Raw genomic sequence first — 14,403 nt, 5'->3', positions numbered from 1 at the left:
AGCTTTGGAGGAGATTCCAAGGCTTTTTCTATGTTAACGCAAGTATTTTTTACATATAGAAAGGAAGATATAGATGTCTAGGGAATTAGTAATCGCACTCGATATAGGTACGACAAGCGCAAAAGCAGTTATTTTTGAGTTAAACGGGAAATTAGTGGCTGAAGCGGAAACAATGATTGCATCATATTATCCACAACCTGGGTGGGTCGAACAGGATCCTGTTGAAATTGAAAGGTCATCCGTAGGCGCAATCAGGGATGTTATGGAGAAGGCGCAAATAAAACAAGATGAGCTGTTAACATTGGGTATTTCTTGTGCGATGCATTCGCTTATTTGTGTAGACAATAACTATAAGCCTTTATCCAAAGCGATTATTTGGTCCGATGGTAGAAGCAACGAGCAAGCAAAAGAACTTAGGCAGATAAACGGTAAAGAAATCTATGAAAGAACAGGGCTACCCAATCATCCAATGTCGCCGTTTAGTAAATTACTGTGGATGAAGGAAACGAATTTTGAGCCATACAATGAAGCGACGTATTTTATTTCAGCAAAGGAATATGTCATTCAAAAGTGGTTTGGTCAAAGGCTGATTGATTATTCGATGGCATCGGCTACGGGCTTATTTAATATGAATACATTCGATTGGGATGAAGAAGCGCTGGCACTTGCAGGTGTTAAGAAGAATCAGCTGTCTCAGATTGTCCCACCGACGGAAATACTAACAGGTATAGATAAAGGGATTGCCGATGAGATGGGCATTTCGAGTGATATGCGATTCGTAATCGGTTCCGCGGATGGGCAATTGGCGAACCTAGGAAGCGGCGCAATTTCACCAGGAGAAGTGGCAATATCTGCCGGTACAAGCGGGGCAATTAGGCAAATGATTAGCGGTTTTGAGGTAAGTGAAAACCAGGAAACATTTTGCTATGCGTTTACAAAAGAACTATCAATAATTGGTGGGCCAACAAATAATGGTGGGATTGCATTACAATGGCTGAAGGAACTTATAGAATATGAAGGCAGTTTTGAAGAATTAACTGCGGAAGCAGAGCAAGTGGCACCTGGTGCAGAAGGATTGTTATTTCTGCCTTATATAAACGGGGAAAGAGCGCCAGTTTGGAATCAGGAGGCTAAAGGAAACTTCTTTGGACTGTCAATTACGCATAAAAAAGAACACTTAGTTCGTGCTGTATTGGAAGGTATTACGTATAATCTATACCATATCGGACAAGCTCTCGAGCGCCAAGCGGGCGAACCGGAGAAAATCTTTGTCAATGGTGGTTTGGCTAGATCCCCATTATGGGTTCAGATGTTAGCGGATGTATTTGGCAAGGAAGTTTATCTCTCAGAAAGTCATCATAGCGCAGCTTGGGGCGCAGCATGGACGGCACTCGTTGCTATTGGAAAAGTAGATTCATTTGAAGAAATTAAGCAGAATATCCCAATTGAAGCAATCATTAAACCTAATGAAGAAAATCATGAAATCTACGCCAAGGCGTTTGTAAAGTACGAGCAGATAGCCAGGGATTTAGCTAAGTACTTTTGATATATATGTCGATCTAAAGATTCTAGCTCAAATAAGCCGTTGATTTGCGTTCCAATCGGACAGTGCGGAAAGTTACAGTTCAATCTTTCCCTGACGCTTTCCGTGAGGCCACTGAAAAAGTCCGATTTGCTTCAATCACGTAGGTTTCCGTTCCAATCGGACGCTTTCCGCGGGCACGGCTTCAGTCTCCTCGTCGCGAAAATCGCGCTCCTGCGGGGCCTTCAGCTCGCGCTGTTCCCGCTGGAGTCGCCGATTTACACTCCAACCAACTAAATGTCGGATTCTTTATTTCAATATATATAGCCTACAGCATCAAGTATTAAAGGAGCAAGGAGAGTGACTATTGATGGAAGAAATTCTGAAGCAGGTCCAACAAGGTTCATTAAGTGTTGAGAGTGCAAAGGAAAAATTAGCAACATACGAAAATCTAGGCTTTGCGAAAGTCGATCATCATCGTGAGAAGCGCCAAGGTTTCCCAGAAACGATTTATGGTGAAGGGAAGTCTGCTGAGCAAATCACTGCCATTATTAAAGCAATTAGAGCGAATGGTAATGAAGTATTGGTCACACGAATCTCGAAGGAAAAATCGGCAGTTGTGCTTCAAGAACACCCCGATTTGATTTATAACAGTCAAGCAGAAATCCTGTTTTCTGAACGAACAAAAAAGGAGAATCCTTATACAGGATACATCGCAGTTGTTTGTGCGGGTACATCTGATTTACGTGTGGCGGAAGAGGCTGTAGTTACTGCGGAGGCGTTTGGTTGTGAAGTGCGTCGTTTTTATGATGTAGGCGTGGCAGGCATTCACCGCTTACTGGATAATATTGAGGAAATCCAACAAGCTACGGTTACTATTGTAGTAGCCGGGATGGATGGTGCACTCCCAAGCGTCGTAGGCGGGCTGGTCTCGCATCCCGTCATTGCAGTTCCAACAAGTGTTGGCTACGGAGCAAGTTTTGGCGGTGTGGCAGCGCTACTGACAATGTTAAATTCTTGTGCATCGGGCATTAGCGTCGTGAATATAGATAATGGATTTGGCGGGGCGTACAATGCTGTACTGATTCATCGTTTGGCACAACCAAAAGATGAGGAGTGTTGACGATGACTCTCAAGCATCCTCCAAACAATGAACATATAGATCATGAAATGTTTAAAATGGAAGTGAATTTTGACGATATTTCAGGGGAATTACTTGGGTATCTGATGAATTTATTGATTGAGTCTGGGGCAAATGACGTTTATTATACCTCTATTCATATGAAGAAAAACAGGCCTGGGATATTACTTCAATTACTTTGTTCCCGTGACAATCTTGATAAAATGAAACAATTAATATTTAAAGAAACAACAACTTTAGGTATACGTTACTATCCTTTAACTGTTCATCGTGCTGAGCGAAGGTTTCGCGAAGTAATTACGGAATGGGGCACGGTAACGGTTAAGGAAGGGATTCTTGAAGGACAGGTCATTCAGAGTTCCCCAGAATTTGAGGATTGTAAGAAAATCGCCGAGAAGTACAATATTCCGTTGAAAAAGGTCTATGAACAAGTGTGGAAACAATTGATGGGGTGATTCATCAATAGCGGGTTCAGAGTGCAAGGGATTATTTGTAGAGAGATACCTATTTTAAGTGGCTACAGAAAAGTCCTCCCTAATTTGCTAGTTCAAATTAGGGAGGACTTTTTTTATAAAATTAATTTTGCGGTTGTAGAATTGCTTCTATGGCTAATCCAACGCCGTCTTCTGCATTTGATGTTGTAACCTTAGTGCAAGCTGCTTTAATTTCATCTGGGGCATTGCCCATAGCAACAGAGTGTCCTGCACGTTCCATCATTGATAAGTCATTGTAGTTATCGCCGATGGCCATGACATTTTCCATAGATAAGCCTTTGCTCTTAGCAAGCTTTTCGACAGCAATCCCTTTTTGTGCATTGATATTTGTAATTTCCAAATTACCTGCGCCGGATGAGCTAATCGCTAGTCCAGGTATCTGTTGAAGGGCTTTTCGAGCTTTATCTAGATCTGGCATATTAAAGGATGTTCCAAAAATTTTATATATTTCATTTCCTCGTTGGTTGATCAAATCATCGAACGAGTCAATTTGTTGAAGAGTTCCTAGTTTTACTTGTTTCATAATATCTTTGCGAATTTCTTCTACTGGAGGGTTTTGACCAGCTTCCCTGGCAAGTTGAATGAATGCATTTAGCGGGCTTTCGATATCTCTTGTATAAACAATCGTGTCAATAAATAATTGGTATTCGATTGCTTCAGCATCTAAAATTGAGGTGATCTTTTCAATGTCACTTTCAACTATATGAGTTGCTGAAATCAATTCTCCAGAAGAATCTCTAACTTCGGCACCGTTAAGACAAATATAAGGCACTTTTAATCCCGCTTCTTTAACAGGGATAAGGGCCTCAGAGTAACTTCTTCCTGTAGCAATAACAACTTCAATTCCTTGTGACTGCGCATCTAAAATCGCTTGTTTATTTTTTTGACTAATGGAATGGTCAGGATTTAATATTGTTCCATCCATATCAATTGCTATAAGACTAATCATAATAATCTCCCATCTTTATATATCGGTAGAGACTGATGTTACCAATGAAAACGTTAAATATCAATAAGTAGGCTCGATAGCAAAAGCTCATTGTATTAAACTAGTGAAGTATTCTGTTAGAATTGAGAGAAAACAAATTATATATGATATAATATAAGTTTAAACACCTAGCCGAAAGTAATAGGGCATTATATTTGTAAACTTTGATCTTTGGAGGTTGTTCATATTGAGTTGGAAAACTGAAGCAGCTAAATGGCTTACGAATCAAAATCTTGAAACCACATTAAAACAACAACTTTTACTTGAAAAAAATAACAATGGATTAATGGAAGATAGTTTTTATCGAAACCTTTCATTTGGCACAGCTGGTCTGCGCGGTGAATTAGGATTTGGTACGAACCGAATGAACATTTATACGGTTAGGAAGGCAGCACTAGGACTTGCATTATATATTAGGAGTTGTGGAGACGATGCTGTAAATCGTGGCGTTGTCATTGCCTATGATTCGAGGCATCAATCCCCAGAATTCGGTCTAGAAGTTGCGAAGGTCCTTGGGCATAATGGCATTCGTACTTTTTTATTTGATGAACTTCAATCGACGCCGTTATTATCTTTTGCAGTGAGAGAGTTAAATACATTTTCGGGAATTGTAATTACCGCTAGTCACAATCCTTCGGAATACAATGGGCTAAAGGTGTACGGAGAAGACGGCGGACAAGTTGCGTCAGAAGCCGCAAATGAAGTTACAAGTCACACTGAGGGTATTACTGATCTATTTTCGGTAGAGGTCAAAGAAGAAGCAGAACTCTTAGAGGAGGGGCTACTTACTTATTTGGGCCATGAAATGAGCGACCGATATGTAAAACATTTGGACGAGATTTTATTAGAAGGAAAACTTGATAAAAGTCTATCTATTGTTTATACACCGCTTCACGGAGCTGGTGGGAAATTAGTGCTTAGAGGTCTTGAAGTAGCGGGATTCGAAAACGTAACTGTTGTTAGTGAACAGGCAATTCCGGACCCTGACTTTACGACCGTCAAATATCCGAATCCAGAAGAGTCCCAGGCTTTTGAAATGGCGCTGACATATGGTCATAAAGTAGAAGCAGATATACTTCTAGCGACGGATCCAGATGCAGACCGAATGGGCGTAGCAGTACGAGATTTAGATGGCGAATATGTATTTCTAACGGGCAACCAAATCGGCGCATTATTAGTCAATGCATTGTTGGAAGATAAGTTGAATCGTAATGTATTACCGGATAATGGTGTTGTCGTAAAAACAATTGTTACATCAGAACTTGGTCGGGCAATTGCAACTAAATATGGTGTTAAAACACTTGATATACTGACAGGATTTAAATTTATTAGCGAGAAGATTTTAGAATTTGAAAAGACGGCAGAATCTACCTTCCTCATTGGTTATGAGGAGAGCTATGGCTACTTGATCGGCGATTTCGTGCGTGATAAAGACGCTGTCCAGGCTGCAGTAATGATTGCCGAAGTGGCGGCTAATTATAAAGCAAACGGTCAAACATTATTGGAAGGTCTCAATGCATTGTATGAAGAGCACGGATTCTATCAAGAAGATTTGGAATCCATAACGCTCAAAGGAAAGTCAGGCATGGCGAAGATTAAGGAAACGATGAGCTATTTCCAATCGGACACCTTTGTAAGTGAGTTTCCAAAGCCACTCTCTGTGGTTGAAGACTACGCGCTTGGTCATTCTATTAACTTTGCATCAGGAGAGAAGCTTCCGCTCGAATTACCTATTGCAGATGTGCTAAAGTTCAAATTAATGGACGGCTCATGGTTTGCGATACGTCCATCTGGAACAGAGCCGAAGATTAAGTTTTACTTCGGAGTTAAAGCTAAAACGAAGACCGAAAGTGATGAACTCTTATCGGCATTAAAAGATACTGTCATGGCAATAGTAGAGAAGGTAACATCTAACTCATAATGAGATAAACTATTTGAAATGGGGAACGATAAAATGGGATTACCGATAACACTTAAACAGGCGCATATTTCGAATGCTAAACTCGAGGAACTTTACGGAGAACAAGTAAAAAAGATACACAGTGAAATGGCAAGCGGAACAGCTGTCGGTGGCGAGTTTTTAGGATGGAAAAACCTTCCGAATGAAATTCCGACGAACGAATTAGAGGAAGTCCTAGAAGTCGCAGCACGATTACGAAAATCTTCAGAGGTCGTTATCGTTATTGGTGTAGGAGGTTCCTATCTAGGTTCAAAGGCAGTTATAGACGCGCTGTCTCCGTATTTTGAAAGGAACTCAGACGATCCGGAAGTTATCTTCGCGGGACAGAATTTAAGCGGAACATATATGAAACAATTATTGGCTCATATCGAAGGAAAAGAAGCAGCAGTTATCGTCATTTCAAAATCAGGAACAACGACTGAACCTGCTATTGCTTTCCGAATTTTGCTTGAGTATATGGAAAACCGTTACGGTTCGTCAGTAAATGAGCGAATCGTAGCAATTACGGATAAATCAGAAGGTGCTTTAAGAGAAATGGCTGTCCGCTCAGGATTCACAACATTCGTTGTACCAGACGATGTTGGCGGTCGATTTTCAGTTCTTACGCCAGTGGGACTTCTTCCAATCGCAGTTGCTGGAATCGATATCGAGCAGCTAATTGCAGGCGCGAAGGATGCAGTCAGTGAGCTTTCTACCGAAGATATTAGCGCTAACAATGCCTACAAATATGCGGCATTACGGAATCAGCTGCTATCAGAAGGCTACAATGTGGAGATCCTAGCAAGCTTCACACCACGTTTCGCGACATTCCACGAGTGGTGGAAGCAGCTATACGGAGAAAGCGAAGGGAAGGACGGGAAGGGTATTTTCCCAGCGTCAGTTGCTTATCCAACTGATTTACATTCACTTGGTCAATACGTTCAAGATGGACAGCGAATGCTTTTCGAGACATTCGTCCAATTTGAAGAATCCGTTGAAGACTGTGGAATCCCAACTTCGAAAGATAACCTAGACGGACTCAATTATCTTTCTGATAAAACAATGAACGAAATTAATGAAGTAACTTTACGTGCGACAATGCAAGCGCATGACGATGGGGGAGTACCTCTTATCCATCTCACTGTTGGAAAGCATGATGCTTACCATATTGGTTATTTAATTTATTTCTTTGAAATTTCATGTGCTATGAGTGCCTATTTACTCGGCGTAAATCCTTTTGATCAGCCAGGCGTTGAAGAGTATAAGAAAAATATATTCAGAATGCTAGAGAAGCCAGGGTTTGTTGAAGAGAAGTAAAATTGACAGTCCCTTACGTCTGTTTATTGCGACGTAAGGGGCTTTTTTAATTATAATTAATAGAGAGTGATATGTAGATTTTGAAAATGCTTAAAGTATCATCAAAATTAAGTGTTTAGTACTTTGTTATAAAAAGTAGGCTTGAATGGCGGACAGGGCAATCGATGTCCGCGTGAATATTCAGGCGGTCTGTATTATAATGAATGACAATAACGAGTTTTTTTCTGAAGAAAGAGGGATTCTATGATCAGTCAATTACGAAAAATCTATCCGTCACTCCTAATCTATGCGGAAGGAACGGATAATTTAAATCATCACTATAAATGGTTTGTGACAGATGCGAACGTGGTTATTGGGATTCATGAAAAGGAAGTCACACCCAAAGATTCTTTATTATTAGCCACTTTTTTATCACCATATAGTATAGAGTTCCCAATACTGACGGCTGAGGAGCAAAGATGGCAGAAAGTAATCCATATAACTGAGCCAAATGCTGAGATGGTATTTACATTGGATAACCCCTATCGTTTTATCTATTTTTCAATTAATAAAAACCAAATCACCCCTATATTATTCAAGAGTGCAATCCAAGAATTATTTGGGAAGCAAGTGCCGATACTTTGGGAAAATGAGCATCAGGGAATTATCATAGAAGAACTGTCCACCCATGAAGAAAGTACTTCATATGAACAAATTATCGATATACTAATGAGTGATTTGTATGTAAAAATAAAATTTTATGTGGGTCCTTTTCAGAAAGACCTTAAGGATGTCAATCAATATTATCAATCAATCACTGGGGCGACAAAAAAGGTTTTCACTTACTCGAATAAGACTGTCGTAACTTATATTGACGCTGTGCCTTATTTGCTCATTGACCAAACAGAGCAAGGCATAAGGAAAAAAATGAGTGAAACTGTTTTACAGGAATACATCAATGATGCTGAAACCTTGAAAATGATTGAAACGTTTGTCCAATGTAATTTAAATATTTCTGAAACAGCAAAAGAACTGCATATGCACCGCAACAGCCTCCAGTATAGATTGGATCGTTTCCTTGAGAAAACGGGGATTGATATCCGTCAATTCCATCAAGCGATGACGGTGTATCTCGCTTTGTTGGCTAGAAAGTGACTCCCAATCTCGCGGATAAATCCTTCTAGCAAAGGTGCACGAAGACTATCTAATACTTTGTGCATCTTTACCATTACTTAAATAGTGGAATAATTGTATGATTACATTAATAAATGAAAGCACTTACATACCTTGGAGGGAATAGAATGGCAGACTTAAGATTAGTAAATATAAGAAAAGTATATGATAAAGATATTGTTTCAGTAGATAACTTTAACCTAGAAATTAGAGATAAAGAATTCTTAGTATTGGTTGGCCCGTCAGGTTGTGGAAAGTCGACGACACTTAGAATGATTGCTGGTTTGGAAGAAATCACAGATGGTGATCTATATATTGGGGATAAGCGCGTTAACGATGTGCCACCAAAAGATCGCGACATCGCAATGGTGTTCCAAAACTATGCGCTCTATCCACATATGGATGTATACAATAATATGGCATTTGGTTTGAAACTTCGTAAATTTAAAAAAGATGAAATTAAAAAACGCGTTAACAATGCAGCCGAAATTCTTGGACTTGAAGATATGCTTACCCGTAAACCAAAAGCTCTTTCAGGTGGTCAGCGCCAGCGTGTTGCGTTAGGCCGTGCTATTGTTCGTGATGCTGAAGTATTCCTAATGGATGAGCCGTTATCCAACTTGGATGCTAAATTACGTGTTCAAATGCGTGCAGAGATTCAAAAATTACACAGACGTCTACAAACAACAACTGTTTATGTAACTCATGACCAAACCGAAGCAATGACAATGGCAACGCGTCTAGTTGTTATGAAAGATGGGCTTATCCAACAAGTTGGCGAGCCAAAAGAAGTTTATGATGAGCCAAACAACGTTTTCGTTGGTGGATTTATTGGTTCTCCGGCGATGAACTTTATAAACGGTAAATTGGAAGGGAATTATTTTGTAACAGGGGATGTAAAAGTATTAGTTCCTGAAGGTAAAATGAAAGTTCTTCGTGAGCAAGGCTATGAGGGGAAAGACATCATTCTCGGAATACGTCCAGAGGATATTCATGATGAGCCGTTATTCATAGAATCATCTCCAGAAACAAAAATTCGCGCGTCGATTGAAGTTGCCGAATTAATGGGGGCAGAAATTGTTCTATATTCTAAAGTGAACGGCCAAGACTTTGTTGCACGTGTTGATGCACGATTCAACGTTGAAGCTGGTCAAACAATTGACCTTGCATTTAACTTATCTAAAGCACACTTTTTCGATATCGAAACAGAATTAAGAATTAAGTAAAATCAGCAAACCATAAAAAACTGCCAAAAAGGAACATTTGATCCTTTTGGCAGTTTTTTTATTAATTAAGGAAGGAATCATTTCGCAAGCTTGAACCAGTTATTCCGGTTGGAAATTGTTCAACATTTGAAATGGACATGCTATAATTAATTAGTCGTGAGAATTATATTCTATCCTAAATAAGGTTAATCTGCGAATGCGTGTTATGAGGAGATTTGTGTTAGAATATAAAAGACTCGATGCACCAACATAGCACTGGAAATGGTCTATCTGTAGACAAATATAACAAAAACTAAAACAATAAAATAGAAGGAGTTTGATTAATATGGTTGAAAAACAATTTACAATAATAGACGAAGCGGGGATTCATGCACGTCCAGCAGCAACGCTAGTAAGTGTAGCTAACAAGTTTACATCAGACGTAAAATTGGTTCACAACGAAAAAAATGTTAACTTGAAATCGATTTTAGGTGTTATGTCATTAGGTATCGCTCTAGGTGCAGAGTTCACAATTACTGCTGAAGGAACGGACGAACAAGAAGCGCTAAATGAACTTGAAAAAACATTAAAAGAAGAAGGTTTGGCTAAATAATGCGCTTATTAGAGGGAATTGCCGCATCGAGCGGAATTGCGATTGCCAAAGCATATTGTTTAGTTGAGCCAGATTTAACATTCACGGAAAAGACGATTGAAGACGTTCAGAAAGAAGTTGAACGCTTTCAATCTGCTTTAACTATTGCTAAGGGTGAATTGGAGGCAATTCGAAAGATTGCCGATAAGGAACTAGGTGCCGATGAAGCTGCAATCTTCAACGCGCATGTTTTAGTTTTGAACGATCCGGAGTTAATTGCTCCAATCGAAGATAAAATTAAAACTGAGAAAGTTAACGCTGAACATGCACTTAAAGAAACGACAGATATGTTTATTACAATGTTTGAGCAAATGGATAATGAATACATGCAGGAACGAGCGGCAGATATTCGTGATGTAACAAAGCGAGTGCTATCTCACTTATTAGGTGTTAAAATCGTGACCCCTAGTACGATTTCCGAAGAGGTAATCATTATTGCGGAAGATTTAACACCGTCCGATACGGCTCAGCTGAACCGTAAATTTGTAAAAGGTTTCACTACAGACATTGGTGGAAGAACATCCCACTCCGCAATTATGGCCAGATCGTTGGAAATTCCGGCTGTTGTTGGAACAAAAGACTCAACAACGCTTATTCAAGATGGCGATATCGTCATTGTTGATGGATTAAGTGGAAAAATACATATTAATCCTACTGCTGAAGTAATTTCTCAATACGAAGCAGAACAGCAGAAGTTTGAGGAACAAAAAGCAGAATGGGCTAAGCTAGTGAATGAGGATACGATTAGTGCTGACGGGCATCAAGTTGAGTTAGCCGCGAATATAGGTACTCCAGAAGACTTAGAAGGGGTTATCAATAACGGCGGAGAAGGAATTGGTTTATACCGTACAGAATTTTTATATATGGGCAGAGACCAACTTCCAACTGAAGAAGAGCAGTTCGTGGCCTATAAAAAGGTCCTTGAAGGAATGGAAGGTAAGCCAGTCGTTGTAAGAACACTTGACGTTGGTGGCGATAAAGAACTTCCTTATTTAAATCTTCCAACTGAAATGAATCCATTCTTAGGTTTCCGTGCAATTCGCTTATGTTTAGAAGAACAGGACATTTTCCGTACGCAATTAAGAGCTCTATTAAGAGCAAGTTCTTTTGGAAACTTGAAAATTATGTTCCCGATGATTGCTACGCTTGAAGAGTTCAGAGAAGCAAAAGCTATTTTGGAAGAAGAAAAACAAATGTTACTCGCCAATGGCGTGGTTATTTCCGAAGACATTGAAGTAGGCATCATGGTGGAAATTCCATCTACTGCAATACTGGCAGATCAATTTGCAAAAGAAGTTGATTTCTTCAGTATCGGCACAAATGATTTGATCCAATATACAATGGCTGCAGATCGTATGAACGAGCGTGTTTCATATTTGTACCAACCATGTAACCCAGCAATATTACGTCTTGTTAAGATGGTAATAGATGCTGCTCATAAAGAAGGAAAATGGGCTGGAATGTGTGGGGAAATGGCTGGAGATGAAATCGCAGTACCGTTGTTGCTTGGTTTAGGTCTTGATGAGTTCTCAATGAGTGCGACATCAATATTAAAAGCTCGCGCACAAATTCGTCAACTGAATAAAAGTGATATGGTAGAGCTAGCAGCAGAAGCTCTTCAGATGGGGACTGCAGAAGAAGTAGTGCAGGCTGTTACAAATCGCTTGAAGAAGTAAAAAATGCTAGGCATAAAAGCAACATCCTTGAACTTTGTTAAAAGTTCAGGGGTGTTGCTTTTTGAATTCCAACTAACCATAGAGAGGGGGAGTCTCTACTGTCACTGGATGTTCCGCTTACAACTTTAAACTTAATACCTAAATCCATCTCGGCTCTTTCTTCTATATTTGTCCAATTAAATATCCATTAACCTCAACTTCAGTTTAGAACCGAATAACCGCGGAGGTTTATATACTTTGGAACTAAAGTTGAATACGAAAAAAGATCCTGTTATAAATTCACAGAATCCTTTAAGGGTATTAATTCGTCTGTTTGACTGCTTGCATTTGGTTCATTAATTGTTTGATGTGCATTTTAACCATTGGCCACTCTGGACGAATAACACTAAATATTACAGTGTCCCGAGGCGTGCCGTCTTTTCGTACCATATGATCACGTAGAATACCTTCTTGCGTAGCACCAATCCGTGCAATTGCATTTCTTGAGCGTTCGTTTCTTACATCCGCTTGGATTTGAATGCGGTTAAGATCGAGTTCTTCGAAACAATATTGCATTAATAAATACTTGCAATTCGAATTGATGGGACTTCGCCAATAGGCAGGAGAAATCCATGAAAAGCCAATTTCGATACGTTTATGATAGTGGTCTAGATTCATGAGTTTCGTTCCACCAATAATGCGGTTTGTTGTATTGTCAATAATGACAAATGGATGTTCCTTGCCTAAATCTTTATTAAGCAAAGATTGTTCAACAAATCTTGCGGCATCTTCACGACTTTGAATCGTAACAATTAGGTGCGTCCAAATCTCACTAAAATTTCCGGCTTCATAAATAGCATCGATATCTGTAAGTTGCATTGTTCTCAATGTAACAATGTCATTTACCAAAACAATATTGTTCATCACAGGACTCCTTTTTATGGTTCGTATTTTTAAAAGCTTTAAGAAATTAGATAGTGCCATTCCTAATTAAAAAGGGGAGGGAATAGACGGGCTTAATCATAACTTAGGTCAGTAATCTAATTAGCACTTTCACCATCGTGATATTCTTGTACTGATATTATTATAAGGGGAAACGTCATAAAAATGAAGAGAAATTTTGTGGGAAATAGATGTATATTTTATTTATCTTGTATTATTTTGAAGTTATTTATCCACTCCAAGACTTAGGAGTTAACCAGAATATATCGGACATGATATCACAAAGGATAATACACCTGAGGCAGTAAAAAAAGTAGCAAGGCATGTTACGAAAGATGTAGACGATGATGGTATTGCTTGTGGATTGAAAATCGGCGGATTGTGTTTATGAAGACGGCAGAACTAGACTGATTCGTGAATGGGTTAGTTTTTTGTTCTTTTAAACTACTAGTTATGATTGTAGTGGGACTTTGGGTAATTGAAAAGTGTCACTTTAGAATTGTGTAAAAAGTTATCATTTTGCGCTATGACTTTTATACTATTTATGATATAGTAATGATATAATTCTACTGGGAGATGAGAGAAATGAGTCGATTTGACAGGCAATCAGCAATCCATCTAAGTAAGATATTGAGTGTTTTTTCAGCGAAGTTTGTGGATGTTCAGACGTTATCTGATGAAGAGCTTGAAGAGTTCATTAATGATATGAACAAACATTTCGATGATGAAAAGTTTGATTTGAATTATCTCATCTATGAAATGAAGAGTTTTATCACAGCAGTAGAATTGAATAGTGTATCAAAAGTAAATCACTGATGTGACTATAAAGGGCAGTCTGTTCTTCAGTTAGATTAGGACTGGATTTAGAGACTATATTAATAACATTAAATAATAATATTTGCATGACCGACAACCTCATAATAGAAAGTGACGATATTTGAACATGAAAAGTCCTCTTAAATTCGCTTCCGCACTTTAGGGAAAGATAGGTTTAAAACTTTCCGCACTTTAGGGAAAGATAGGTTTAAAACTTTCCGCACTTTAGGGAAAGATAGGTTTAAAACTTTCCACACTTTAGTAAAGCCTCTCGCAAATGGTTAGTAAAGTTGCTGCTAGTTTTTTGGTGGTTTTGTAAACACTCCTGTAGTACTTCAGAAACTCTATGACTATGACCTTAATAATATCTTTAGAAAAACTGAAAAGAACACACGGAAAGAAATTCTGTGTGTTTTTTTGTGTGCGCCCAGCATGGGCGTAATCTATAGGGTGTAAGTCCCGAACTGTGAAGGTAGAAGTAACAGTTAGCTTAACGCAAGGGTGCCCATGGCGACATGGAATCTGAAGGAAGCGAGCGGCAAACCTCCGGTCTGAGGAACACGAACTTCATATAAGGCTA

At 39.1% G+C, this 14,403-nt stretch carries 12 protein-coding genes; 10 read left to right on the top strand and 2 right to left on the bottom strand.

The genetic code is table 11. The annotated features are described in order from the left end of the window. Positions 1-73 precede the first annotated feature (73 nt). The 3 genes from KSU66_RS08195 (at position 74) to larC (ending at position 3,118) form a co-directional block, all read left to right on the top strand. Positions 74-1,546, top strand: coding sequence for a gluconokinase (locus KSU66_RS08195; RefSeq protein WP_269050957.1), 1,473 nt, complete (start codon positions 74-76; stop codon positions 1,544-1,546). 343 nt (positions 1,547-1,889) lie between these two features. Further along, a complete protein-coding gene (larB, locus tag KSU66_RS08190; protein ID WP_269050956.1) occupies positions 1,890-2,645 on the top strand; it encodes a nickel pincer cofactor biosynthesis protein LarB in 756 nt (251 codons plus the stop codon). 2 nt (positions 2,646-2,647) lie between these two features. Further along, complete coding sequence (gene larC, locus KSU66_RS08185) at positions 2,648-3,118, top strand: nickel insertion protein (RefSeq protein WP_269050955.1); 471 nt, start codon at positions 2,648-2,650, stop codon at positions 3,116-3,118. A gap of 121 nt (positions 3,119-3,239) precedes the next feature. Here larC and KSU66_RS08180 read toward each other — a convergent pair whose 3' ends face one another. Further along, entirely contained in the window at positions 3,240-4,106 is an 867-nt protein-coding gene (locus KSU66_RS08180) for a Cof-type HAD-IIB family hydrolase (protein ID WP_269050954.1), read from the bottom strand. Between the two features lie 226 nt (positions 4,107-4,332). On the opposite strand from KSU66_RS08180, the gene KSU66_RS08175 reads away from it, so the two are divergent. The 6 genes from KSU66_RS08175 to ptsP all read left to right on the top strand — a co-directional run bounded on the left by KSU66_RS08175 (position 4,333) and on the right by ptsP (position 12,086). After that, positions 4,333-6,066, top strand: coding sequence for a phospho-sugar mutase (locus tag KSU66_RS08175; protein ID WP_269050953.1), 1,734 nt, complete (start codon positions 4,333-4,335; stop codon positions 6,064-6,066). Positions 6,067-6,099: 33 nt separating this feature from the next. Continuing rightward, on the top strand, positions 6,100-7,401 hold the full coding sequence (locus tag KSU66_RS08170) for a glucose-6-phosphate isomerase (protein WP_269050952.1): 1,302 nt from the start codon (positions 6,100-6,102) through the stop codon (positions 7,399-7,401). Positions 7,402-7,644: 243 nt separating this feature from the next. Then, positions 7,645-8,535: a PucR family transcriptional regulator gene (locus tag KSU66_RS08165; RefSeq protein WP_269050951.1), complete on the top strand. Its 891-nt coding sequence runs from the start codon at positions 7,645-7,647 to the stop codon at positions 8,533-8,535. A gap of 146 nt (positions 8,536-8,681) precedes the next feature. Beyond that, positions 8,682-9,779, top strand: coding sequence for an ABC transporter ATP-binding protein (locus KSU66_RS08160; protein ID WP_269050950.1), 1,098 nt, complete (start codon positions 8,682-8,684; stop codon positions 9,777-9,779). A 325-nt stretch (positions 9,780-10,104) separates the two neighbouring features. After that, a complete protein-coding gene (locus KSU66_RS08155) occupies positions 10,105-10,371 on the top strand; it encodes a phosphocarrier protein HPr (RefSeq protein WP_269050949.1) in 267 nt (88 codons plus the stop codon). Then, complete coding sequence (gene ptsP, locus KSU66_RS08150; protein WP_269050948.1) at positions 10,371-12,086, top strand: phosphoenolpyruvate--protein phosphotransferase; 1,716 nt, start codon at positions 10,371-10,373, stop codon at positions 12,084-12,086. Before KSU66_RS08155 ends, ptsP begins: the two co-directional genes overlap by 1 nt. A 300-nt stretch (positions 12,087-12,386) precedes the next feature. Here ptsP and KSU66_RS08145 read toward each other — a convergent pair whose 3' ends face one another. Further along, entirely contained in the window at positions 12,387-12,989 is a 603-nt protein-coding gene (locus KSU66_RS08145) for a GNAT family N-acetyltransferase (RefSeq protein ID WP_269050947.1), read from the bottom strand. 603 nt (positions 12,990-13,592) lie between these two features. On the opposite strand from KSU66_RS08145, the gene KSU66_RS08140 reads away from it, so the two are divergent. Then, positions 13,593-13,823 carry a hypothetical protein gene (locus KSU66_RS08140; RefSeq protein WP_269050946.1) on the top strand — a complete coding sequence of 77 codons (231 nt, stop codon included), beginning with the start codon at positions 13,593-13,595 and terminating at the stop codon, positions 13,821-13,823. The last annotated feature ends 580 nt before the right edge of the window (positions 13,824-14,403 follow it).

Source organism: Sporosarcina sp. G11-34, from assembly GCF_026931025.1.
This window is presented reverse-complemented; position numbering and strand designations above follow the sequence as displayed.

Bases quoted from the DNA above. Each gene is read 5' to 3' on its own strand.
- KSU66_RS08195 (WP_269050957.1), top strand. From the start codon at position 74: ATGTCTAGGGAATTAGTAATCGCACTCGATATAGGTACGACAAGCGCA.
- larC (WP_269050955.1), top strand. From the start codon at position 2,648: ATGACTCTCAAGCATCCTCCAAACAATGAACATATAGATCATGAAATG.
- KSU66_RS08180 (WP_269050954.1), bottom strand. From the start codon at position 4,106: ATGATTAGTCTTATAGCAATTGATATGGATGGAACAATATTAAATCCT.
- KSU66_RS08170 (WP_269050952.1), top strand. From the start codon at position 6,100: ATGGGATTACCGATAACACTTAAACAGGCGCATATTTCGAATGCTAAA.
- KSU66_RS08165 (WP_269050951.1), top strand. From the start codon at position 7,645: ATGATCAGTCAATTACGAAAAATCTATCCGTCACTCCTAATCTATGCG.
- KSU66_RS08160 (WP_269050950.1), top strand. From the start codon at position 8,682: ATGGCAGACTTAAGATTAGTAAATATAAGAAAAGTATATGATAAAGAT.
- KSU66_RS08155 (WP_269050949.1), top strand. From the start codon at position 10,105: ATGGTTGAAAAACAATTTACAATAATAGACGAAGCGGGGATTCATGCA.
- ptsP (WP_269050948.1), top strand. From the start codon at position 10,371: ATGCGCTTATTAGAGGGAATTGCCGCATCGAGCGGAATTGCGATTGCC.
- KSU66_RS08145 (WP_269050947.1), bottom strand. From the start codon at position 12,989: ATGAACAATATTGTTTTGGTAAATGACATTGTTACATTGAGAACAATG.
- KSU66_RS08140 (WP_269050946.1), top strand. From the start codon at position 13,593: ATGAGTCGATTTGACAGGCAATCAGCAATCCATCTAAGTAAGATATTG.